The sequence below is a fragment of the Thermocoleostomius sinensis A174 genome (genome assembly GCF_026802175.1).
Taxonomy (GTDB): Bacteria; Cyanobacteriota; Cyanobacteriia; order Elainellales; family Elainellaceae; genus Thermocoleostomius; species Thermocoleostomius sinensis.
Genome location: NZ_CP113797.1, coordinates 5,017,588 through 5,039,228, shown reverse-complemented (window position 1 = coordinate 5,039,228; position 21,641 = coordinate 5,017,588). Strand labels below are relative to the sequence as shown.

Annotated in this window: 19 protein-coding genes; 7 read left to right on the top strand and 12 right to left on the bottom strand. The window is 47.6% G+C overall.

The genetic code is table 11. The features are described 5' to 3' along the window. Window positions 1-87: 87 nt before the first annotated feature. The 4 genes from OXH18_RS21700 to OXH18_RS21685 are packed head-to-tail and all read right to left on the bottom strand — an operon-like array spanning window position 88 to window position 5,277. Complete coding sequence (locus tag OXH18_RS21700; RefSeq protein WP_268609554.1) at window positions 88-777, bottom strand: hypothetical protein; 690 nt, start codon at window positions 775-777, stop codon at window positions 88-90. Further along, on the bottom strand, window positions 774-3,755 hold the full coding sequence (locus OXH18_RS21695; protein ID WP_268609553.1) for an FAD-dependent oxidoreductase: 2,982 nt from the start codon (window positions 3,753-3,755) through the stop codon (window positions 774-776). The genes OXH18_RS21700 and OXH18_RS21695 overlap by 4 nt, the downstream gene beginning before the upstream one ends. Next, on the bottom strand, window positions 3,752-4,009 hold the full coding sequence (locus OXH18_RS21690) for a sarcosine oxidase subunit delta (RefSeq protein WP_268609552.1): 258 nt from the start codon (window positions 4,007-4,009) through the stop codon (window positions 3,752-3,754). Before OXH18_RS21690 ends, OXH18_RS21695 begins: the two co-directional genes overlap by 4 nt. A gap of 26 nt (window positions 4,010-4,035) precedes the next feature. Further along, window positions 4,036-5,277: an FAD-dependent oxidoreductase gene (locus OXH18_RS21685; RefSeq protein WP_315874616.1), complete on the bottom strand. Its 1,242-nt coding sequence runs from the start codon at window positions 5,275-5,277 to the stop codon at window positions 4,036-4,038. Window positions 5,278-5,431: 154 nt separating this feature from the next. Here OXH18_RS21685 and OXH18_RS21680 point away from each other — a divergent pair, with 154 nt between their 5' ends. After that, window positions 5,432-6,061, top strand: coding sequence for a helix-turn-helix domain-containing protein (locus OXH18_RS21680; protein ID WP_268609550.1), 630 nt, complete (start codon window positions 5,432-5,434; stop codon window positions 6,059-6,061). 62 nt (window positions 6,062-6,123) lie between these two features. Here the strand turns inward: OXH18_RS21680 and OXH18_RS21675 are convergent, their stop codons facing one another. Continuing rightward, on the bottom strand, window positions 6,124-6,630 hold the full coding sequence (locus tag OXH18_RS21675) for a hypothetical protein (RefSeq protein WP_268609549.1): 507 nt from the start codon (window positions 6,628-6,630) through the stop codon (window positions 6,124-6,126). A 277-nt stretch (window positions 6,631-6,907) separates the two neighbouring features. Here OXH18_RS21675 and argS point away from each other — a divergent pair, with 277 nt between their 5' ends. After that, the gene (gene argS, locus OXH18_RS21670) at window positions 6,908-8,671 is read left to right on the top strand and encodes an arginine--tRNA ligase (RefSeq protein WP_268609548.1); all 1,764 of its coding nucleotides are present in this window, start codon (window positions 6,908-6,910) and stop codon (window positions 8,669-8,671) included. Between the two features lie 80 nt (window positions 8,672-8,751). On the opposite strand, the gene OXH18_RS21665 is transcribed toward argS, so the two are convergent. Then, a complete protein-coding gene (locus OXH18_RS21665; RefSeq protein ID WP_268609547.1) occupies window positions 8,752-10,524 on the bottom strand; it encodes an ABC transporter ATP-binding protein in 1,773 nt (590 codons plus the stop codon). Window positions 10,525-10,817: 293 nt separating this feature from the next. On the opposite strand from OXH18_RS21665, the gene OXH18_RS21660 reads away from it, so the two are divergent. After that, complete coding sequence (locus OXH18_RS21660) at window positions 10,818-11,345, top strand: DM13 domain-containing protein (RefSeq protein ID WP_268609546.1); 528 nt, start codon at window positions 10,818-10,820, stop codon at window positions 11,343-11,345. Window positions 11,346-11,510: 165 nt separating this feature from the next. Here the strand turns inward: OXH18_RS21660 and OXH18_RS21655 are convergent, their stop codons facing one another. After that, window positions 11,511-11,954 carry an Hsp20/alpha crystallin family protein gene (locus OXH18_RS21655; protein ID WP_268609545.1) on the bottom strand — a complete coding sequence of 148 codons (444 nt, stop codon included), beginning with the start codon at window positions 11,952-11,954 and terminating at the stop codon, window positions 11,511-11,513. A gap of 240 nt (window positions 11,955-12,194) precedes the next feature. Between OXH18_RS21655 and OXH18_RS21650 the strand changes: the two genes are divergently transcribed. Continuing rightward, complete coding sequence (locus tag OXH18_RS21650) at window positions 12,195-12,641, top strand: PPC domain-containing DNA-binding protein (protein WP_268609544.1); 447 nt, start codon at window positions 12,195-12,197, stop codon at window positions 12,639-12,641. A gap of 223 nt (window positions 12,642-12,864) precedes the next feature. Here the strand turns inward: OXH18_RS21650 and OXH18_RS21645 are convergent, their stop codons facing one another. Next, the gene (locus OXH18_RS21645) at window positions 12,865-13,224 is read right to left on the bottom strand and encodes a hypothetical protein (protein WP_268609543.1); all 360 of its coding nucleotides are present in this window, start codon (window positions 13,222-13,224) and stop codon (window positions 12,865-12,867) included. A gap of 477 nt (window positions 13,225-13,701) precedes the next feature. Then, entirely contained in the window at window positions 13,702-13,932 is a 231-nt protein-coding gene (locus OXH18_RS21640) for a hypothetical protein (RefSeq protein WP_268609542.1), read from the bottom strand. A gap of 230 nt (window positions 13,933-14,162) precedes the next feature. On the opposite strand from OXH18_RS21640, the gene OXH18_RS21635 reads away from it, so the two are divergent. Together OXH18_RS21635 and OXH18_RS21630 are read left to right on the top strand one after the other, a co-directional pair. Further along, entirely contained in the window at window positions 14,163-14,303 is a 141-nt protein-coding gene (locus tag OXH18_RS21635; RefSeq protein WP_268609541.1) for a hypothetical protein, read from the top strand. A gap of 978 nt (window positions 14,304-15,281) precedes the next feature. After that, window positions 15,282-18,587, top strand: coding sequence for a glycoside hydrolase family 15 protein (locus tag OXH18_RS21630; protein WP_268609540.1), 3,306 nt, complete (start codon window positions 15,282-15,284; stop codon window positions 18,585-18,587). 171 nt (window positions 18,588-18,758) lie between these two features. Here OXH18_RS21630 and OXH18_RS21625 read toward each other — a convergent pair whose 3' ends face one another. The 3 genes from OXH18_RS21625 to OXH18_RS21615 form a co-directional block, all read right to left on the bottom strand. Continuing rightward, window positions 18,759-19,511 carry a histidine kinase gene (locus tag OXH18_RS21625; RefSeq protein ID WP_268609539.1) on the bottom strand — a complete coding sequence of 251 codons (753 nt, stop codon included), beginning with the start codon at window positions 19,509-19,511 and terminating at the stop codon, window positions 18,759-18,761. 73 nt (window positions 19,512-19,584) lie between these two features. Then, on the bottom strand, window positions 19,585-19,896 hold the full coding sequence (locus OXH18_RS21620) for a YkvA family protein (protein WP_268609538.1): 312 nt from the start codon (window positions 19,894-19,896) through the stop codon (window positions 19,585-19,587). 204 nt (window positions 19,897-20,100) lie between these two features. After that, window positions 20,101-20,592 carry a redox protein gene (locus tag OXH18_RS21615; RefSeq protein WP_268609537.1) on the bottom strand — a complete coding sequence of 164 codons (492 nt, stop codon included), beginning with the start codon at window positions 20,590-20,592 and terminating at the stop codon, window positions 20,101-20,103. 149 nt (window positions 20,593-20,741) lie between these two features. Between OXH18_RS21615 and OXH18_RS21610 the strand changes: the two genes are divergently transcribed. Beyond that, window positions 20,742-21,626: a LysR family transcriptional regulator gene (locus OXH18_RS21610; protein ID WP_268609536.1), complete on the top strand. Its 885-nt coding sequence runs from the start codon at window positions 20,742-20,744 to the stop codon at window positions 21,624-21,626. Window positions 21,627-21,641 lie beyond the last annotated feature (15 nt).

The following is a 21,641-nucleotide window of genomic DNA, read 5'->3' as shown; positions in this document are numbered from 1 at the left end:
CATTATCTCCTATGTGAGTAATAAAATATTAGAGATTTTGTCAGTAATTATTTGCTATATCGTTATCAAACTATACTAGTTATGTTCTTAACGATGTTCAATTTGAGCAAACCCAATCACATCACCTCCCAATTCTTGGACAATCGATAACAATGTTTTCCAGACATAAATTCCGAAGGTTCCATCATACCAAAGACGATAAAACGGTAAACCATTCCGCTCATCGGCAAGAATTGTCACAGCTACCCCAATCATGGATGTCACAACAATAGGACGATTGGCAAGATTAAGAGCGCGAACATTCACATTACAAGTTTGTTGAAATAAATCAGGAACAAGTTTACCCCAAAGAATGATGGCTAGATCTTGACGCAGAATCGGGTAAACCTTCGCAGGCAAGGAGCCTTTTGCCCTGGATTGATTTTCATTGAGGCGAGATACGGTTTGGCTATGCCATCCATCTTCAATTAAAAATTCCGTGAATCCCAGTCGTGCTATTAGCCCACCATCGACCAAGGGTTGCCATGAATTAGGAACGGGGAGGTCAACAATGCCCTGCTCTTGCAACCACTTAGCGGCCCCGGCTCCTTTCACACCAGTGCGCATCAGGCAGGAAACATCTGCTAAGGCCAAGGTCTTCAACTGATGCTCAATTGGCGTCGCAACCGTCATCAGGGTCGGCATTCCATTCACGTTCTGCCATGTTCCCAACAACGATCGCAATTCTGAGTGAACTGGACTCAGTCGCAAAGGCGTCCTCGTGGGTTTGTTCTTCATGCCATTACCTCCTGCTGTGAAGCAATTGGTTCCTTTTGGCGAGCATTGTTAGGATCGTAGAAGGGAATGGGATGGACGATCGCACCGATAGTCGCCCGATCGGAACAACGAATGACAAACCGAGTTCCCACTTCTGCAAGATTTGGTGGCATATATGCTAACCCAATATAGCGCTGTAATGTAGGACTAAATGCCACACTGGTTATGCGTCCAGCAATCTCACCCTGCTCAAGTATTAACTGGCACTCCTGTGGGGGGGTGGGGTGATCATCCACCTCTAGTACAAACCCAACTAGTACTTGCTTAGGTGATTTTTGTCGGAGGATTTGCAGACTGCGCTGGCCCACAAAAAATGGCTTATCGAGTTTCACCGCCCAGTTCAAATTAGCGGCGATCGGAGTAGTTAAACCATCGGTATCTTGTCCGATAATTAGATGTCCCTTTTCTAATCGCAATAGCCGTTGGGCTGCCACACCAAACGGTTGAATTCCGTAGTCTGCACCTGCTGCCATCAATGCATCCCACAGGGCTGGGACCGCTTCCGCCGCCACATGAATTTCGTAGCCCCATTCACCCACAAAGCCAACGCGCATAAGCACTGCCGCAATTCCAGCTACCTCTGCCTCCCGAACCGCGAGATAGGGAAAATTAGCAACGGACAAATCGAGATCGGTGAGTTGAGCAAGCACCTGCCGCGCATAAGGGCCAGCCAAGTTAATAGCCGATCGGGCCCCTGTCAGATTTACTAACCCACAGTCCAGTTGCCAAACCGTGTTCAGGCGCGTCAGTTCACGGTATATCACAGTTGCTCCTGCTGTCGTCGTTGTAAAGTAAAACTGCTCTGCTGCCAAACGAGCCACTACTCCATCATCCATGACGGTTCCTGCTTCATCTAACATCACCGCATAACGGGTCATTCCAATCTTCTGGTTCTGAAACCGACCTGTGTAGACTCTTTCCAAAAATTCCGCTGCATCTGTCCCCCAAATTTCCAACTTACCCAACGTACCGACATCTATTAAGCCTACCCGGGTTCGTACCGCCTGCACCTCCGATCGCACACACTCATCTTGATGTTTATCAGCTTGTTGGTAATACTCTGGTCGTTGCCACAATCCTACTGGCATAAATTTTGCATTCAGAGCAGTATGACGATCGTGCAACGGTGTAGTTCGCTCTGGCATGAATCTGCGTCCGGCAAGATGAGACATTGGTATAGGATGAAAAAATGGACGCGCGGTTGTCGTACCCACTTCATCAGGAGTTTTACCAGTAATTCGAGCTAAAATTCTCAAAGCGTTCATATTAGAATGTTTTCCCTGACTAGGTCCCATTCCAACAGTCGTATAGCGCTTGAGTAATTCGATGTTGTCAAACCCTTCTTGATATGCGTTTAAGAAATCTTTTAATTGTAAATCTTCGTCAAAATCAACAAAGTTCTTAGATTGAGGATGAGCAAAGATGGGGTAGGGATGTGAGGGAGACCCCATTAATTCGTCCCATGTATCTACTTCAGTTGCACTAGATAATGATTCAGTAGTCGCTCTTACAATCGAGCGATCGTTAAATGATTGAACAGCGGCAATTCCTGCCCGTTGTCCATCCACCCTTTTCTGATCAACTGCAAAAACACCATTGACCCGACCACAGGCAAACACACCCGTGGGTAAGGTCGTTGGGACAAATTGCTGTAATGCAGTATCAAAGCTCATCCTAGCCCCTGCTTGATACAGCAAATTAGCAGCCGGGGCCCAACCAACACTCATGAGGATGCCATCACAGGCGATTGATTGACAAGCCGCTAGTTGAGGATTGCCGTTCCAGTCAAGCGGGCAAACAACCGCAGCCGAGACCCCATCGTTCGCCGGATTCGATCGGGCTTCATAAATACAATACCCTACCAGAATAGGAATGTTGCAGGAGCGAATTTTCTGAATCAATGCTTCCGTAGCGCTGGGTTGTGAGCGCAACTCAACAATGGCTTTGACTTCAATGCCCTGGAATACTAAATCTAACGCGGCTCGATAACCATCTTGATTGGCCGTCAGCACCACCGCTCGATGCATCGGTTTAACCGCATATCGGTAGATCAGGCGCTGCGTCGCCGAGGACAGCATCACACCTGGTAAATCATTGTTGCGAAATACAGCGGGTTGCTCGTAAGCGCCACTGGCAACAATAACTGCCTTAGCTCGCATTTTTACCAAATACTCTCGCCTGACTAAGGGAACCCAATGATCCGCGTAATAGGCAGCCGCGATTGTCTCGGTGTATAAGCGAATGTTGGGATGCGAGGTGACTGCTGCAACTAAATGCATGGTCAAAGTTACACTGGCTGGATTGCTTTCCGGCCGATCGCCGATTTGATAGCTGCCTGCACCACCGGCCCGAGCATTTTCATCCACAATCACCACCTCAGCCCCAGCTTCTGCGGCAGCTAGGGCGGCCGACAACCCAGAAATGCCTGCACCAATCACTAAAACATCACAAAAATCATAGCGTTTAGCAGTCCGTAGATGAGGAGTCGTGACATCTACTTGTCCTAATCCCGTCATGCGGCGAATTTGGCGTTCCCAGAATGGAAACAGCTTTTTGTTGTGAAAGGCTTTGTAGTAGAAACCTACTGGTAGAAACGCAGCAAAAAAATCAATGACACTAGCTCGATCGCCCATCACCCCACCAAACGTATTCACCGTTGTCAAATTCATTCCTGCTTCAAGGGGAGTGACATCAGCCCGGATATTTAGCCGTTGCCCGTCTTGCATCAGCACATTCACATCGTGATTGGCCAAACTCAACACACTACGAGGACGATGATACTTAAAACTGCGTCCCAAGATCCGTTGTCCGGCAGCATACAGAGCCGATGTAATCGTATCTCCTTGATAACCGCTGTAGGTTCTTCCTTCAAAAGTAAACGTAATTGTCTGAGTGCGATCGATCCATTCGCCAAGTATAGGGGATAATCGGTAATTCATGCATCCTCTCCGTATAAATAGGTGCGGAGAATCTCATCAGTCAACGTATTTCGTTCTGCAATAAACCAAGTATTGCTAGGGGTATGACACCACCATTCTTGTTTAATTCCTGGAGAATTATTACGATTAAACACATAATCTGTCCAGGTTACATCATCACATTTTTGGAGATTGGGCATAGGGCGAACATCTCCAGCACAGATAAATTCAGCGATCGGTCTTATACCATTTACCGGACAAGTCATCAACTTCATTCTCTATTCCTCGCCATTATTTCTCCTTAATGCCCTACCGATGCAGCTCCCTTTTCCCCAATCAATTCATACTGGCGAAATCGATCGAGCGTAAAATTTTGAATTAAGTCGTGATTGCGATCATTCGCAATCGTATACGCCATGGTTTTACCACAAACAGGTGTGGCTTTGAATCCCCAAGTTCCCCAGCCTGCATCTAAATAGAACCCAGCGATCGGCGTTTTGCCCATAATGGGTGCAAAATCTGGTGTCATGTCGGCCATACCAGCCCATTGTCGCACTACTTTAACGTGTGACAAACAGGGAAATAATTCCAGCATGTGGGCCGCTAATCCTTCAACAAATTCCAGCGTCGATCGCGTGGAATGCAATTCATAAGGATCAAGCGATGCGCCCATGACCAATTCCCCCCGAGCCGTCTGGCTGACATACACATGCAAACTGCCAGAAACAATAATCGGATCGAGCCACGGTTTCATGGGTTCACTCACCATCGCCTGCAACGGGTGGATGGAAAGCGGCGAGCGTAGCCCTACCATTTGCAATAAACGCGGTGTAAATCCGGCAACGGCACACAGCACCCGCGACGTAGAAATTGTTCCTCGCGACGTTTCTACCCCCGTGATGCGATCGGACTTGATCGTGATGCCCAGCACCTCAGTTTGCTGATGAATCTCAACCCCTCGCTGATTGGCTCCGCGACCGTAGCCCCAAGCCACAGCATCATGACGAGCAATACTGCCCGGCGCATGATAGAGTGCTCCTAACACAGGATGACGACCGCCACAGGTAATGTCTAGTGGGGGACAGGCTTTTTTGACCTCAGTCGGTGACACCAATTCACTATCAATGCCAAAATGCTTGTTGACTTCGGCTCGCCAGCGCATCATTCGCACGGCTGCATCTGTATGGGCCAAGGTGAAATGGCCACGGTTAGAGTAGAACAAATTCAAGTCAAAATCCTGCGACAAGTCTTGCCACAGCCGCACCGATTCATCATAAAATTTCACGCCTTCGGGAGTGAGATAGTTCGATCGAATAATTGTGGTGTTGCGCCCTGTATTGCCACTGCCCAAATAGCTACGTTCTAGGACAGCAAGATTGGTCATACCGTAATCGCGAGATAGGTAATAAGCCGCCGCCAATCCATGGCCACCGCCGCCAATAATGACCGCGTCATAGCTAGATTTGAGGCGATCGGGCTGCGTAAACATCCGGGGTTCCGGATAGGATTTTGACAAACCAAACCTTAATAAACGTAATGGCATAAGCTCCTTTACCGCCCGCCGTGCGACTTCTGCACGCCCAAAAGATTCCTATCAGGAAACATTGGTGAATATCATGCACGAAAGTTTCCTCAGTGTCAACAAAATTTCTTGTTATGATACGCAACAGGACCACACCCACTTGTGAGGTAGCCCGATGACCGACGCCGCCGCCAACATGACCGATTGCGCCAACACACAGCACTCCCTGGAACGCTACCTTGGCAACACCATTCGCGAACTACGGTTAAAACATGGACTCACCATTGCTGAGGTTGCAGAGCAAATCGGCATTTCTCGCGGCATGTTATCCAAGATTGAGAATGCTCAAACAGCTACTAGCTTGGAAACGCTGGCAAAACTGGCCAATGCCCTTGGCGTATCCTTGTCTACTTTGTTTCGTAACTACAACATGCCAGCCGGCGGCGCGCAACACATCAAGCAGGGGCAAGGGATGGAAGTGGTGCGGCGCGGCACAAAACGCGGACACACTTATCATCTATTGGCCTATGATCAAGGGCCCACCAAACTATTTGAACCTTTCTTAATTACGATGGACGATGCCTCGGAAGTCTTTCCCACCTTCGAGCATCCTGGTACTGAGTTTATTTACATGCTGGAAGGAACGATTGAATATCGCCATGGGCAACACACCTATTTGCTGGAATCGGGAGATTCCCTCACCTTTCGCGGTGACATTCCGCACGGACCCGAAAAATTGCTCGAACTACCGATTCGTTTTTTAGCCATTATTTATTACACTATGCCGTTCGGCTCAATCAGTTGATAAGTAAAAAGTTAAAAGTAAGCTGATAATTCTCGTAATTCTCGTAAAGCACGACAACTAATTCACGCATCTGTTCGAGAAGACGGAATCGATCGTGCTATCCAGCGTTGCAATCCCCATACCCCCATCACGCTGATCGCGCTACTGAACAAAGCCAGGCTAAGTTGTCCGTGTCCCGTCACTGCGCCAATTGCACCCAACAGCCCCAAAATGCCTGCTAGTACTTTTGCAGCCCTTAGCAGTCGTTGCACGGATTGTGTAGCTTGGGTAACTTGCTGCATCAAGTCGGCATCTTCACCAAAATAGTCAGGAGCATGCAATTTGTGCTTCCAAGCTTGATACTTGGTTTCATCTAGCTGATAGTAGGTGCCCAGTTCGGCGTCGCGAAGGCTGGCAACTGAATGTAATCCAAAGCGCTTGGCATGGGCGATCGCTTTACGAATCTGCTGCTTTGTGGCTAACGGCTGCAATGCTTCAAAAACAGACTCGCGGTAAACTCCTGTTTTGGCCATTTGCAAGACCCGTTCGCTTAGCTCGGGAATAGATAGACGACGGGTGAAGCTAGTCATCTTAGTAGTTTTTAGTAGTTTTGTACTTGCACAACGTATCGACTATATCTCTATTTCTTTATTTAATCCATCAGTTCTACCTTTCCGTTAGAATTCCCGTGTGCTCCTGTTCACTGACGCCTTTCACAAACAAAACGCCTTCAACCTTGCCTCATGCTTTCCCTGCTTGTCCAGATGCCGATACCCCTCCTCGGTTCCGATTGCCTCCTGGCTCTCGTTCGGTATCCTAGAAATGATTTAATGAAGCTGACGCATCCCGTTTGCAGACAGTGAACCTATGAATGAAACGATCGCCCAACTAAAACAACGCTTTGCGCAAGCCTTTGTTGCTGCATTCGGGGAAACATGGTCTGATACCGATCCGATTTTGGTGGCTGCCAGTAATCCCAAATTTGGGGATTTTCAGTCCAATGTAGCCATGTCGCTGACAAAAAAGTTGAGCAAGCCACCCCGAACGATCGCAGAACTAATTGTTCAAAATCTGGATTTGTCAGACATATGTGAACCACCGTCGATCGCTGGACCAGGCTTCATCAACCTCCGGTTACAGACCAGCTACCTGGAAACTCAACTGAAAGCCATTCAGTCTGATCCACGCTTGGGGGTCGAGCCAGTCTCCCAGCCTCAGCGTGTCATTGTCGATTATCCCAGCCCCAACATTGCCAAAGAAATGCACGTGGGGCACTTGCGCCCGTCGGTAATTGGCGATTGCATTGCCCGAATTTTAGAGTTTATGGGCCATGAAGTGCTGCGGCTCAGCCACATTGGCGATTGGGGTACACCGTTCGGCATGTTGATTGCCTATTTACAGGAAGCGTATCCTGAAGCGTTGCAGTCTACAGAAGGGTTGGATTTGGGGGATCTGGCCACATTTTATCGGGCAGCCAAAAAGCGATTTGACCAAGACGAAACTTTTCAAGAGGCGGCGCGACAGGCGGTGGTGAAGCTGCAAGCAGGGGATGAAGAAACTCTGCAAGCTTGGAAGATTGTGTGCGATCTTTCCAACCGCACCAACCGCAAAATTTTTGACCTGATGGGGTTGTCTGACCAAATTCAAGAGCGGGGAGAGTCCTTCTACAATCCGTTTTTGCCGAACGTTTTGGAAGAGTTAGAGCAGCTAGGACTGTTGGTTGAGGATGCGGGCGCAAAGTGCGTTTTCCTAGATGGGTTTACGAATAAGGAGGGGAACCCTCTTCCCTTAATTGTGCAAAAGTCTGGAGGCGGCTACAACTATGCCACAACCGATCTGGCGGCGATTCGCTATCGCGTTCAGGTCGATGATGCCCAGCGGGTGATTTATCCGGTGGGGGTCGAGCAAACCAATCATTTTATTCAAATTTTTCAGGTGGGCAAAAAAGCTGGATGGATCACGGACGATCGCACCTTTGTGCACCTGCCGCTGGGGTTGATTTTGGGTGAAGACGGTAAGAAACTGAAAAGTCGATCGGGCGATGCACCGCGTATGGTGGATTTGTTAACCGAGGCGATCAATCGGGCCCGGACGGATCTAGAAACGCGCTTGCAGCAAGAAGGGAGGCAAGAATCGCCAGAATTTATTGAACATGTGTCCCAAGTCGTGGGCATCAGCGCCATTAAATATGCCGACCTCAGCCAAAGCCTTACCAGCAATTACATTTTTAATCTCGATAGAATGCTGGCGTTGCAAGGGAATACGGCTCCATACATGCTCTACGCCTATGTGCGGGTGCAAGGAATTAGTCGTAAAGGTGGCATTGAGTTTGAGCAGCTAGGAAATGATGCGGCGATCGTTCTACAGGAAGAGGAAGAGTTGGTTCTGGCTAAGCACCTGCTGCAATTGGATCAAGTGTTGGCAGCCGTGGAGGCAGATTTGTTTCCCAACCGTTTGTGCGAATATTTATTTGAACTGAGCCAAAAGTTCAATCGGTTTTACGATCGCTGTCCTATTTTGCCAGCCGAAGAACCACAGCGCACCTCTCGCTTGATTTTGGCCGATCTTACGGCTCGTACCATTAAGCTGGGGTTGTCACTGTTAGGTATTCCGGTTTTAGAGCGGATGTAGCCTATAGTGTCAGTTCTTTTCCCTTGGGGAGAAGGAGTGGGGATGCGGGCAACTCCGACGGGAATGCAGCCACGCCTTCTTTAGGCTAACCAGTCAGCGGTTCCCTGTTGCAATAGCTGGGCAAAGTGCGAATCCGGATTATCTGCCAACGTGCGGCGATCGCCGTACTCGATGATTTTCCCCTGATCTAGAATCAAAAGTTGATCTGCGCGCTGTACAGTGGCTAGGCGATGGGCAATGATGATACCTGTTCGTCCAGTCAATAAGCGATCGATTGCTTGTTCAATCAAGCGTTCGGTCAGCGGATCGAGCCGCGAGGAGGCTTCATCCAAAATAACCAGCCCTGGATTCTTGAGAAAAATCCGCGCAAAGGCCAACAATTGCGCTTGTCCGGCTGAGAGTCCACTGCTGTCTGAACCAAGCTGCGTGTCTAGTCCCTGGGGCAACGATCGCAGCCATTCCATCAGTTCTAGTTGTTGCAAGACTTGTAGGATCTGGTCATCGCTAATGGTGGGATTGAAAAACGTTAAATTATGGCGAATGCTGGTGTTAAATAGCTGCACATCCTGTGTGACTAGGCCGACCCGTTGCCGCAATTGGCTCAGTGGTGTTGCCTGAATGGGTACGTCGCCTAACCCAATCGCTCCGGACTGATAGTCATAGAGCCGCAATAACAATCGCCCGATCGTCGTTTTGCCGCTGCCCGTTCGTCCCAATAGCCCTAGCACTTGGCCGGCTGGCAGATGAAAGGAAATGTTATGTAGCGTCCAGTTCGTGTCAAGTTGTACAGCTTGCTGATGGGATGGCTCATAGGTGAAACACACCTGCTCAAACGTGATCGATAACGCTCCTGTGGGCAACGGTTGATCGCCATTGGCTTTGAGGGTTGGTTGCACCGATCGCAGTTCTTGAATGCGATAGATGCTGGCTTCTACTTGCTGAAATTCCTCTAGTTCTTCCCGAATTCGTTCAATCGGTTGAGCCAACAAATTCGTATAGTGAAAAATCAAATATGCTGTGCCGATCGTAATTGCCTGTTGATTCCACAAATAGGCAGCTACGGCCAACGCAACCGCATTGCCAATCGTGAATAGCCCTACCGACGTAGTCCACAGCACCGTGCTAGCAAACCGTGCTCGTTGATAGAGAGGGAGCCAATGCTGCAAAAGTTCGTGAAAGCGCCGCATGACATAGCCCACTGCACCATTAGCACAGATGTCCTCGCGTCCGGACAACTGTTCGCCCACAAACCCAAAAAACTCGGCACTTTTTTGGCGATAGTGAGTCCACGGCGCAACGGCAAACGATCGCATCCCCAACAGTAATGTCATAGCCACCAACGAAAAGGCAGTTAAGCTGAGTCCAGCTATGGCATTCTCAACAAACAATACCAGCAAAATTCCCGCTAACAAAATGCCGTTGCCTAGAACATGAATCACCATCTGGGAAAAAAAACGAGACAGGAGCGTTACATCGCCATCCACTCGTTCCAGCAATTCTCCAGGGGTACGAGATTTGTGAAACGACAGATCGAGCCGCAAGCAATGCTCTGCCAAATCGACTCGGAGGGCATTAGTAGCCGCCCACGCGATCGTTTCTCCAAAGTAGGTCGCTGATACAGCCAGGACTTGGGTTAGGATAGCAATGCCGATAAATCCGGACGCCACGATCCATAGGGTTTGTGTAGAGCCACCGTTAACCGCTGTATCGATGAAGTAGCCCAACAACTGAGGATTCAGCACTTGTAAGCCAATGCTGCTTAACAGAGTCAGTGCTAGCCAAATTGCTTGTTGTTGCTGAGGTTTGAGGTAATCGGTTAACAGTGCACCATAGTGCTTCAGAGGAATTTGCATCAACCTACCCGATCGATCGCATCGGGTAGCTTAGCGTAAAGTTTGGTTGACGAAAAGAGAATTTTGACCCCTAGCGGGAATTTTTTGACGCCTAGACGGATTATTAGGGGGAAGTGAGGCAATTTTCTACCCAAACTAGCCTAAATTAGGTCACTGACCAACAGTTCAGCATTTCCTGCTGGAATTCTCAGAAAAAAATCATTTCTAGCGATCGGAAACCACTGAAAATCGAAGTGTAGATCTCTAAAGTCTATCCAAAACATCGTTAAAGACCATGCTTTAGGAGGAGATGGATGAATATTCAACACTGGTTGATGATTGGTTGTGCTTCTGTAATTCTTGCCGGATGTGGAAATTCAGTCTCATCCACCCAGTCCAGCGCTCCGATTGCCCAATCCCCAGATCCTGTGGTCGAGTCACCGGAAGCAGTATCTACTGAGGCTGCCTCCCCTAACAACATTGCCAATGCAGAGATTGTCAAATCTGGAAGTTTTGAATCGGGAGAACATCCCACCGCTGGAACAGCACAGCTAGTTCGTCGAGATGGAACTGTTGTTTTGGTATTTGATCAGTCATTTCAAACTGACAATGGCCCCGATTTAGTCGTTGCCCTGCATCAATCAGACAATGTGCTGGGTTCCACCAATCCGCCCGCTTATCCTTTAAGTGAAGGGGATTACGTGGTGCTCGAACCGTTGCGATCGACAAGTGGAGCACAAGAGTATGCAGTACCTAGTGACCTCAACCCAGATGACTATCGATCGGCTGTCATTTGGTGTCGCCGATTTAATGCTACATTTGGTGCTGCTACTCTTCAGTAAAGAAGACTATTTAATTTATGAGTTAGATTTGCTCAATAGCGATTCATACGGTCATACAGAAAGAGGTAATGGGTAATCGCGTGGACAATGTAGCCCCTACCCATTACCCATTACCTCGATCGGATCTCAGTTGATGGTTTCAACGAAGGCTCTAATTCACCTAGCTTAGCCAAGGTTTACCTTCACAACTTTATTTTTCTCTTCTTCCACTTTAGGTAACGTCAGCCGCAAAATTCCATCTTTGTATTCTGCTTGTACGGATTGGTTGTCGATGCGGGCAGGCAATGGAATCATGCGCTGGAACTTACCATAGCGGAATTCGCTACGAGTTACTCCGTTTTCTTCTGTTTTTGTTTCCGTTTTACGTTCACCGCTAATCGAGACTGCTTCAGCCGTTACTTGCACATCTAAATCTTTGGGTTCCATTCCAGGAGTCTCTAGTTTTAGATGAACGGCATCCGCTGTTTCATTCAACTCTACAGGTGGGAAAAAGGTGAAGTTGCCATCTTCGTAGCGACTCAATGGAGACATGACATCATCGAACAAGCGATTCATTTGCCGTTGTAGCGCGTTAATCTCTCGCAATGGTTCCCAACGAACTAATGACATAAATTGTCACCTCCTAACGTTGATTATGATGCGATTAGTTTGGTTGTTGAAATATTGTACAGCACCAAACTTCTCTAGTTATTAGAATAGATAACTTCACGATCGAAGGCGGTTCGGTTTTGATCCCAACTTTTTTCCAAATAGCCGCCCTGCTCCTGTCTTTAGATAGTGTGTAATTGGCTGTGTAATTGGCAACATAGCGAGGCATGATAAGGTTGTGAAATGAACTGGAGCAGCATCATGGAAACCACTGCACTGCGACTGAAACCACAACAAGATTTAAAACAGGAACTCGATCGTTTTGTGCAAGACCGAAGCATTACGGCCGCTTGTGTGTTCACCTGTGTCGGCAGTTTAACGCAGGCAACGCTGCGGTTGGCAGGTCAACCTCAATCAACGATATATCAAGAAAAATTTGAAATCGTGTCGCTAACCGGGCTAATGTCTCAAACAGGTTCGCATTATCATATAGCGATCGCCGACAGCAACGGTCGCACAATTGGTGGTCATGTTTTAGAAGGGTGTTTAATTTACACGACAGCAGAGATTGTGATTGGGATTCTGCCTCATTTCTCGTTTCAGCGAGAGTACGATAGCAATACAGGCTATCGAGAATTGACGATCGATCATGTCTCACCAGCGATGGGTGATATTGCCGCTGCAAACAATGCTCAACCATCCCAATAAATATGGCATCACAAAATATGGCATCACAACCTAACTATCCTGTTGGCAGTTTATCAAACCATGTAATAAAAAGTAATAAAAAAGACATGACGACCGCGCCATGCCTACAAAACCTATCCACATTCAACTCAAATACAAGAGTAATACATCAAGCTTCATCTACTGAGTATAGTTGAGCGAATCTAGCTCGGTTAAATTGCTCAAGCATCAGGTTAAATCAATACTATTCGCGACCCGTTACATTTTCCAATGCTTCTTCCACTTGATCAATAATAGAGGTCGCATTCGAGTTTTCAGGACGGTACATATCGTTGATATTGGCATCGCCCTGAACTTCATTCAGCCCCTTATTTGCTTCACGCTGAGTTTCTTTGCGAGATAATGGTGGCGCTTTGGTAACGGCCTCGGACTTCTCTTGAATTGTGTCAAGTTGCACAGAGCCTTCAGATGCTCTAGTGCGAGGAGCCGTATTAGCAGACGCCGGCAAAGCGTTGGAAACAAACAGTAGAGTACAGGTAAACGCAATTACAGCAAAACGAATAGAACGCAAAATAAGGGTATGACAACGAGTAAAGTTCATCATGAAATTCCTCCAATCTTGAAATTATTTGATTCAGCTTAATTCGACACAAACAAGATGTAAAACTCCTATAGATTTGACGGCTCGAACTGAGATCAAGCAATGTCAAAATCATTGTGCAATTTGCGCAACGCCGATCCTACATCGACTTTTACCTCTTGCCAAGCACCGTACACACACGAATTATTTGAGTTGAAAGACAGATGAGGCAACAACCGAACGATCGAATCAACGATCGAACCAAAGTTGAAGATTCTCACCTAGCACTTGCTTGTGCATCTTCAGTTGTACTCTGGAGCAACCACTAACTGAATCAATCTAGGGAGTGAAGTTGTAACTGGGTCTACATCGTTAAGATCACTCTTCCGGTGTAGATTGGTAAAGGGGATGCCATAGGAAAATATTTATGGTTGTAGAATAGCTACAGTCATGAACATCTAAGCTACGTTGGCTGTACGCACCACCATAGAGAGTTATGATTCATTTCCCCAAGGACAGCTTGTTGCGCTCCCTTCCTACTTCACCATTATCGTGAATGACGTAAACAGAGTAGGTTTCACTAGCAACCCGACTCCCATCAAAGCGCGATAGAAACGTACGTCGCTGATCTTGAAATTGAGGGGTCAAATCATTTGTCAAAATTAGTAGGATTTTGCTCTGGCTTGCATCAGCAACCCGATCGATCGCCGCCATGCGCTCAGTAGGCGGCAAGGGACGATGATGCCCTAAATGAACATAGTATTCCAGTTCTTGGCTTTCTGGATAATAAATTGCTCAATCAAGCCAAGCTGAAATGGGTGTCATTTTCTTCAGCAATGATAGAAATTGCTGAAGACTCTTCCGGAGAGGTTCGACTTTGATAATACGAGGTGAAATGCTCGAAGGGTGGCAGTATTTGTAACACTGCAATAGTTGCTCCAACTGTCACAATCAAAGTACTAATGATTAAGTTCGTCTTAAAAACAGAATATGAAGAAGTAGTCGATCGAGCAGACTCAGAAGGCAGTGGATTGGATGGCTTAAGAGAAACTATTTCTAGACCCAGAGCCACAGCTAGGCAAATGGCAAACATTAATCCATAAGTGCTAGTATTGGCTAAAAAAGCCAGTAGAACTGCTAGTTAAGATATATCCTTTAGTTCGATAACAAAACATTTACAAAATAAGAACAGAATTAAGAGACCCAGATTGTAGCTGTGACTAATTAAACTATATTCAAATAAAGGATAATAACTGAAGGTAAATAACAGTTTTTGTAGACGAGTAAAAGGAGAAAACTGCACAAAAATATAGGTTCCGATTGTGGCGATGACTACATGCAACAACTGCATGGCGATTGGGTGATGAGTAATCATGCCTAGAAAATGTAGGCATAAGTACCAAAGGGCGGGATGCCCTTCATAATGCAACACATCAAATAAAGCTGACAGCGATGGACTATTGCATTGTACTGATCTACCTCAGGAACCTTGATGAATTCCTTTTGAAAACAAGGTTCTCCAGGAACTCAAGCAAGTAGCGTATTAAAGCTGCTAGGCAAGCCTCGTGACAACACCTTAGTGCTTGTGCTACGTCTGGTTGGGCACGTCTGAAAAAGTTGCGTATTTAACCCGTCCGTCGGCAAGGTGAGGCAAAGCTGAAGCACCAGATGTGTTTAGTGGCTGTAGCATCTATCTCCTGAGATTGGCTTTGCTCAATCTCCAAGTGTTGGTTGCAAGCTAGTTTTACTCAATACTGAGAGTACTGAGAGGCTAGGCACTTTCCTATCTAGCCGGAGGGGGTGAGGATTGGTATCAGACGCGACGGATCTAGCGCTATAGATCCGTTAAACCTTGTTAAACAAGTTACTTTAAGAAGAATTTTTAAAGCTTTTCAGGCTAAAACCTTTTAATTAGAGAATAGCAAAATCATTATTGAATCTTTAGATTCCAGGTAGCTTCCGTTTGAATTCTCTATACCTGCGCGGCAAGTTCCTCTGATCACAGCGATTGCTGGTAAACAAGATTACCAGTGTAATTGTGCTGACTTGAACCATTTCCCTTGATTGACGTGATACTTCGTATGGTTGCCACTGCTCCTCACACGTTCGATTGCGGTCCATCTACCCAGCCTGCTGATTCTACAACTCTAGATGCCTACTATCAAGAAATTCAGGCGGTGATCTTGTCGCGGCAGAATCCCATCACCGGGTTGCTGCCAGCCAGTACTGCCATTAATGAGCATGGAAATTACACAGATGCCTGGGTGCGGGACAATGTGTATAGCATTTTGGCAGTGTGGGGGCTGGCACTTGCGTATCGAAAATTGGATATCGATCAAGGGCGCACCTACGAACTAGAACACAGTGTCGTTAAACTAATGCGCGGCTTGCTGTTTGCCATGATGCGACAGGCTGCCAAGGTGGAAATGTTTAAGGTGACGCAAGACCCGCTGGATGCGCTGCACGCCAAGTACGACACAGGTACAGGCGACACTGTTGTGGAAGATGATCAGTGGGGACATCTTCAGCTAGATGCGACGTCGCTATATTTGCTGATGCTGGCACAGATGACGGCTTCTGGGCTGCAAATTATCTTTACGATCGACGAAGTGAATTTTGTCCAAAACCTGGTTTACTACATTGGCCGCGCGTATCGCACCCCGGACTATGGCATCTGGGAACGCGGTAACAAAATCAATCACGGCAACCCAGAACTCAACGCCAGTTCAGTGGGCATGGCCAAAGCAGCCCTAGAAGCAATCAACGGACTCGATCTATTTGGAGTACGCGGTAGCCAAACCTCGGTGATTCATGTACTGCCCGATGAAATTGCCCGCACCCGCACCACACTTCAGTCTCTATTGCCTCGTGAATCCAGTTCTAAAGAAGCCGATGCGGCGGTTCTCAGCGTCATTGGCTTTCCAGCCTTTGCGGTCGAAGATGCAGCCTTAGAGGAGCGTACCCGCCACACGATCGTTAGCAAGCTTCAGGGCAGGTATGGCTGCAAGCGGTTTTTGCGGGATGGGCATCAAACCGTGCTGGAAGACGCTAAGCGTCTGCACTATGAACCTTGGGAACTAAAGCAGTTTGAACATATTGAGTGTGAGTGGCCCCTGTTTTTCACCTATCTCATGCTAGATGCGCTATTTCGCGGCGATCGGACTCAAGCCGATGAGTATTATCGACGCCTGCAACCACTGTTTGTGGAGGCAAACGGGCACAAGCTGTTGCCAGAACTCTACTATGTTCCGGCTGAGGCGATCGAAGCCGAACGCGCTAATCCTCAAAGTCAGGAACGCTTCCCAAATGCCAACATTCCCCTGGTGTGGGCCCAGAGTTTGTATTATCTGGGGCAACTGCTGCGAGATAACTTCATTACTCCTGGCGATATTGATCCATTGGGTCGGCGTTTGCGCACCCACACCCGCCACCGCCCGGTACAAATTGCGCTGCTAGCCGAAGATGAAGACCTGCAAGCGGAACTGGCCACCCACGGCATTGAAACCCAAACGTTGAACCAAGTTGCACCGATTCAGGTACGCCAACCCGAAAAACTCTCAGCCATCTATTACCAAATTGGGCGCAACGACAAATTGGGATTAACGGGTCGCCCCATCCGTCGCCTTCGATCGCTGACTACCTCACGCATTTTTCGGATTCGCGGTGAAACGATTGTGTTTTTGCCAGCGTTTTTGGATCAGCAGCAGTTTTATATCACCCTGGACTATCACTTTTTAGTCTCGCAAATCAAAGGTGAACTGGTGTACATGCAGCGCCACTGGTATCAACTGGGTCGCCCCACGATGACACTGTTGCTGACCCATGCCATGTTTGCCGGGGGAGAGGATGGGATTGAACGATCGCCGCTGTTGGGATTGTTGAAAGAACTGCGAGACGGTAGCTGCAATGGCGTCACAATTAAGCTGGGGCCGCTGAACCAACTGATGCTGACGGCGGGCATAGAGCGCATCGATTTTGTTCATGATTTTTGCTTTTCCCCCTCAACCATTCAGAACAGCACGCCCGCTCCGCAGTATCTCACTTCTGATCAAGACGCCAGCTTACCGCTTAGCACAACGCAAGAGTTTTTGCTGGAATATGAAACCAACATTGCTCGCTTGTTAGAGAACTTGCGGCAGTCGCATAATCTCTATGAGCAAATTGACGTGTTGGAAAAGCTGACTCAACTGGTTGGCTTAAGCTTCGACACAGAATTGGGCAACACCGATACACCTGTGACGATCGCCAATTTGCTGGACGAGGTTTACACCCGTGCTGGAGAATTGCATTTGTGGTCAGTGATTCGTCGGGCGGCGGGGCTACTCGGCAAGTTTGATATTGCCTTGGCTGAAGCAGTGACTACGATCCTAATTCGCGGTAAGCAAATTGCCGTGGGCAAAGCCTATAGTGAAGCCTCGCTGATCGATCGTCCTATGCCCACCGATGATATCCTGGCAAAAATCCAAGAATTTTGCGGCAACGACATTCGTGAACGTCCCCTGACCCAGGAAATCTTGGTGTACTTGAGCGTATTAATTAAAACCGAGCCGCAGTTGTTTGACGGATTGTTGACCCTGCGCGTGGGCTATTTAATTGTGCTACTGACCAGTAAACTAGCCCAAGAACTACACATTACTCGCGATGAAGCCTATGAGCACCTGATGCAACTAAGTCCGTTTGAGGTAAAAACGCAATTGACCCAGGTGTTGATGGGCTACACAACCCTCGACAAAACCCTATTTCAGCAGGAATCGTTGCATGTGCGGCAACAGCAGCCCATTCAATGGGTCGTCTCTCCCGAAGCCAAAGACGCCGAAGCCCAGACTGAAATTACCACTGATTGGTGGCAGCATCGCCAGCGGGAAGGCGCACTCAACCGTGTTCCCAAAGGGTTCTATCCCAAGGTGTGGCAAGTGATGCAGCACTGCAAAGGATTGGTGATTGGCGACAAGCTCGATCGCCGCAATCGTCTCGACAGTGACTTAATTTTGGCAGAAATGACCCCGGGCGAAAAAAACTTTGCCCTGCGGGTGGAACATCTCCTTAACAAAATTCAAGCCCCAGAATATCGCCAGGTCAATATTGAAGCGCTAATGGAACTAGCCGCCTTGACCGAACAAAACCCTGATTTACTGATTGAAGATTACATCGTGCTGGATGTGTTAATTGGTCATGCGGTGCGTTTAGCCTGGCTCGATCGGCATCCTGAGCACGAGCTATCCTACAACCAGCAAAAAGGCGTGGCGTGGCGATCGTTCTATGAAACTTCGCCCTATGTGTGCGCCAGTTTTATTGCCAAAGCGCTGCAATTCTTGCTGGAGTTGGGCAAGACCGAAGATTTAGAACAAGTCAATCTTGAAGAAGGCTCAAACACACACGAAGAGTAGCAGCAATTACAGACTAGAAAGCAAAAGATGCAGGAATTCCAATCCTATGAACCCCTGCATCAAGATTGAGTATTTCACAAGTGAGTATTTAGAGTTAGGAACTAGAACGGCTCACTACTAACTGACAACCAGCTTAATACTGTTACCGATTTCCGACTCCCGATTCCCCAACTACATCTTCGTCACCGTCTTCCAAAGCTCCCTCAAGCGTTGCTTCACCTGTTCTTCTTTCCGCGCCAAAGAAGCTCCAGCTTCGCCGAGTTTAGTTTCAAACTCCAGTTGTTTTTCTTGGACTGGATCAACGCCTTTCGTTTCAGCCTTGACCTTCGCATTATCGTACCAAGTCTTGGCATTATCTAAATGTTGTTTGACTTCATCATAGCGATCGCCGTAGCGAACTTTCAGATTCGCTTCAACCACCTCTAGCTTGGTACGCAACTTGGCATATTGTTCACGCAAACCAGCAAATTCTTCCCGTTCACGAACAGCTTTTACCGCAGCTTCAATCAGTGCTTTAATATCAGATGTGGTTTTCTCGCTGGTTTCTACTTGAACAATCGCACCATCAATTTCAGAATCAAGTTGCTGTTCTTGCTCAGCCATTTGAGCTTGCAGTTCATCAATCTTTGCTTGAGTTTTGGCAATTTCCTCGCGGCGAGACTCACTGATTCCTTCAATGACCCCCTCCACCGAGGCAGAAATTTCCTCTTGGCTTTCTTTGCCCTTATCTCCAGCAAAGTCAACGACGGCCGCAATGGCGTCTTGCACAACCGATCGAATTTCTACAGATCCTTCCTTAAGTTCAGACATTGTTTGTGACACGGCTGCCTTGACAATATCTCGAATTCGCTCGGCCCGAAGCGTACCTTCAGACTTTGCTTTCTGTAGATCGGTAGAAATCCGATCTTTCATAGAATTAGACATACATCACCCCAACAAGTATTCAAAAGGTTAATGCTCACTCAAATCTGAATGCTCAGATCTGCTGAATCAAACACTAAACCGTCGCTTTTACATCGATCGTTTGGTTGGCATTCAGTAAGTCATTCGATGGATCACTTTCAGTCGTTGCCTGCTTGTTTCGCTGAGCATTACGACGATCGATGATCATCTGTGACACCTCGGTAATCAATAGTGTGGCAATCATGCCATCATCCAGCCAACCCACAACAGGAAGGACATCTGGCGAAATATCTAAGGGGCTGAGCAAGTAGAACAAGCCACCTGCTAAAACCAACCAACGATATTTAGGATTACGAATCAGCTTGCGAAAAAAATTGTAAAGTGGCTGAGCTAGGAACCGTTTCATTCAACTACCCTCCAGGAACACATTCATCATGACATTCCCCTTAATGAAGCGATAGTGCAGAAAACCCAAGCTTTTGTAGAGACAACTCTACTCACCGTTTGGTTGATTGAAGAAAATCGGTTGAAAAAACCTGGTTAAAAAATTGACCCCAAAAAAAATAAGGTGGGCTATTACCCACCCCAATAAAGTTTGAATTGTCAACGACTAAGCGGCATATTGTTGCGATCGATTAAGCCCATGCAACACCGGTGGAACGGCTGACTTAGACGTTACCTGAAGTAATCGCGGGATGTTGGCACTGTTATAAACGCGGAATTCTCTTTCTATGGTGGCTTGGGCGGTGCGAACAGCTTGATTTAGCACCAATGAGCCTTCTGGGTCAGATACCGATCGATGAAACGTACCGGGCGGAATGCGAAGAATAGCACCGTTTGCCTCTAAGCGCACAATATGAAAGGCTTGCCTCCAAGCAAAGTTCACTAAGTAAAAAGTTCGTCCCCCGGTTAATGCCAAGAGATTATCTTCTTGATGAGGATGTAAATAAAATTGCCAATATCCGTCCGGGCTATTGTGGGGGCTGACGGCCGGCCCATCGTGGAAGACCAAATCACGAGCGTTCGATTGGGAAATTGTGATATCAAAGAAACGAACACTTGGCGTATCGCGAAACTTGGAATAGGGAATGAGTTCAAACATGGCACCAGGATTTGTTTTAAGCAGCAAGCAGATGTGTTGGAATTGTTACAACACCGTTACGGTTGTCCAATTAAGTTAACTTAAGCCTGCTTCACCAATCAAAACCAATCCCGATTCACATCGATTCGCATTCCGAATAGATGGCAGCAATGAATACGTCTCACTTGCAAATTCTACTGACCGTGGTGGAATGTCAAAGTTTCTCCACAGCGGCTTTAAAGCTCAATACCTCACAGGCAGCAGTTAGTCGGGCGATCGCAGCGCTGGAAGATGAGTTAGGCATTTCGTTGTTAACACGTGGGCGTTTCGGAGCACGTCCTACCTTAATGGGTGAGCGGGTGTTGCATCATGCTCGACAAATTTTGCAAGTTTGCGACACAATCGAACACGAAATCAATTTAGCCAAAGGTCTAGACGGCGGGCGTGTTCGCATTGCCTCGTTTCGCAGCGCGGCTACCCATGTATTGCCCCCCCTAATTGCCCAATTCAGTCAGCGGTTTCCGGCAATTGAAGTGACCCTGACAGAGGATGATCCTACCAGTGTTGAACAAGCCTTACGCGAGGGGCAGGTAGATATTGGGTTGGTTCCCTTGCCGCGATCGTCGGAGGAATTTGACACCTGGGAAATTATTCGCGATGAGTTTGTGGTCTTAATTCCTGCTTCCTTCGGACAAGTTCCAGAACACCTGACCTGGGAAGAACTGTCACAATACTCATTTATTTTGTTTAACTACGCCGAATGCACTTCCGTTGTGCGCAATCACTGGTCTCAATGGGGACAAGCCTTCAAGGTGGCGTTTGAAATCAAAGAAGACTCTACCATCGTCAGCATGGTTGCCCAAGGGCTAGGGGCTGCTATTTTGCCTCGACTAGCCGCCTTACCCATCCCCGCCAGCGTACAGGTTCGATCGCTTCCTGTTCCCCTAGAGCGAGTGATTGGAGCCGCAATCATGGCAAACGTTCTCCATCCCCCGGCTGTATTTGCTTTTTTAGATGTGCTGCGTCAAACAGGACTCTTTAGCAAAACTGCATAGCTGCTAGATAGCTAC

What these genes read in the sequence shown, in the direction of transcription:
- OXH18_RS21645 (WP_268609543.1), bottom strand. Translation starts at nt 13,224, where the DNA reads ATGATGAACTTTACTCGTTGTCATACCCTTATTTTGCGTTCTATTCGT.
- OXH18_RS21630 (WP_268609540.1), top strand. Translation starts at nt 15,282, where the DNA reads ATGGTTGCCACTGCTCCTCACACGTTCGATTGCGGTCCATCTACCCAG.
- OXH18_RS21655 (WP_268609545.1), bottom strand. Translation starts at nt 11,954, where the DNA reads ATGTCATTAGTTCGTTGGGAACCATTGCGAGAGATTAACGCGCTACAA.
- OXH18_RS21685 (WP_315874616.1), bottom strand. Translation starts at nt 5,277, where the DNA reads ATGCCATTACGTTTATTAAGGTTTGGTTTGTCAAAATCCTATCCGGAA.
- OXH18_RS21635 (WP_268609541.1), top strand. Translation starts at nt 14,163, where the DNA reads ATGATTAAGTTCGTCTTAAAAACAGAATATGAAGAAGTAGTCGATCGA.
- OXH18_RS21695 (WP_268609553.1), bottom strand. Translation starts at nt 3,755, where the DNA reads ATGAATTACCGATTATCCCCTATACTTGGCGAATGGATCGATCGCACT.
- OXH18_RS21615 (WP_268609537.1), bottom strand. Translation starts at nt 20,592, where the DNA reads ATGTTTGAACTCATTCCCTATTCCAAGTTTCGCGATACGCCAAGTGTT.
- OXH18_RS21610 (WP_268609536.1), top strand. Translation starts at nt 20,742, where the DNA reads ATGAATACGTCTCACTTGCAAATTCTACTGACCGTGGTGGAATGTCAA.
- OXH18_RS21625 (WP_268609539.1), bottom strand. Translation starts at nt 19,511, where the DNA reads ATGTCTAATTCTATGAAAGATCGGATTTCTACCGATCTACAGAAAGCA.
- argS (WP_268609548.1), top strand. Translation starts at nt 6,908, where the DNA reads ATGAATGAAACGATCGCCCAACTAAAACAACGCTTTGCGCAAGCCTTT.
- OXH18_RS21620 (WP_268609538.1), bottom strand. Translation starts at nt 19,896, where the DNA reads ATGAAACGGTTCCTAGCTCAGCCACTTTACAATTTTTTTCGCAAGCTG.
- OXH18_RS21690 (WP_268609552.1), bottom strand. Translation starts at nt 4,009, where the DNA reads ATGAAGTTGATGACTTGTCCGGTAAATGGTATAAGACCGATCGCTGAA.
- OXH18_RS21675 (WP_268609549.1), bottom strand. Translation starts at nt 6,630, where the DNA reads ATGACTAGCTTCACCCGTCGTCTATCTATTCCCGAGCTAAGCGAACGG.
- OXH18_RS21660 (WP_268609546.1), top strand. Translation starts at nt 10,818, where the DNA reads ATGAATATTCAACACTGGTTGATGATTGGTTGTGCTTCTGTAATTCTT.
- OXH18_RS21700 (WP_268609554.1), bottom strand. Translation starts at nt 777, where the DNA reads ATGAAGAACAAACCCACGAGGACGCCTTTGCGACTGAGTCCAGTTCAC.
- OXH18_RS21650 (WP_268609544.1), top strand. Translation starts at nt 12,195, where the DNA reads ATGGAAACCACTGCACTGCGACTGAAACCACAACAAGATTTAAAACAG.
- OXH18_RS21665 (WP_268609547.1), bottom strand. Translation starts at nt 10,524, where the DNA reads ATGCAAATTCCTCTGAAGCACTATGGTGCACTGTTAACCGATTACCTC.
- OXH18_RS21680 (WP_268609550.1), top strand. Translation starts at nt 5,432, where the DNA reads ATGACCGACGCCGCCGCCAACATGACCGATTGCGCCAACACACAGCAC.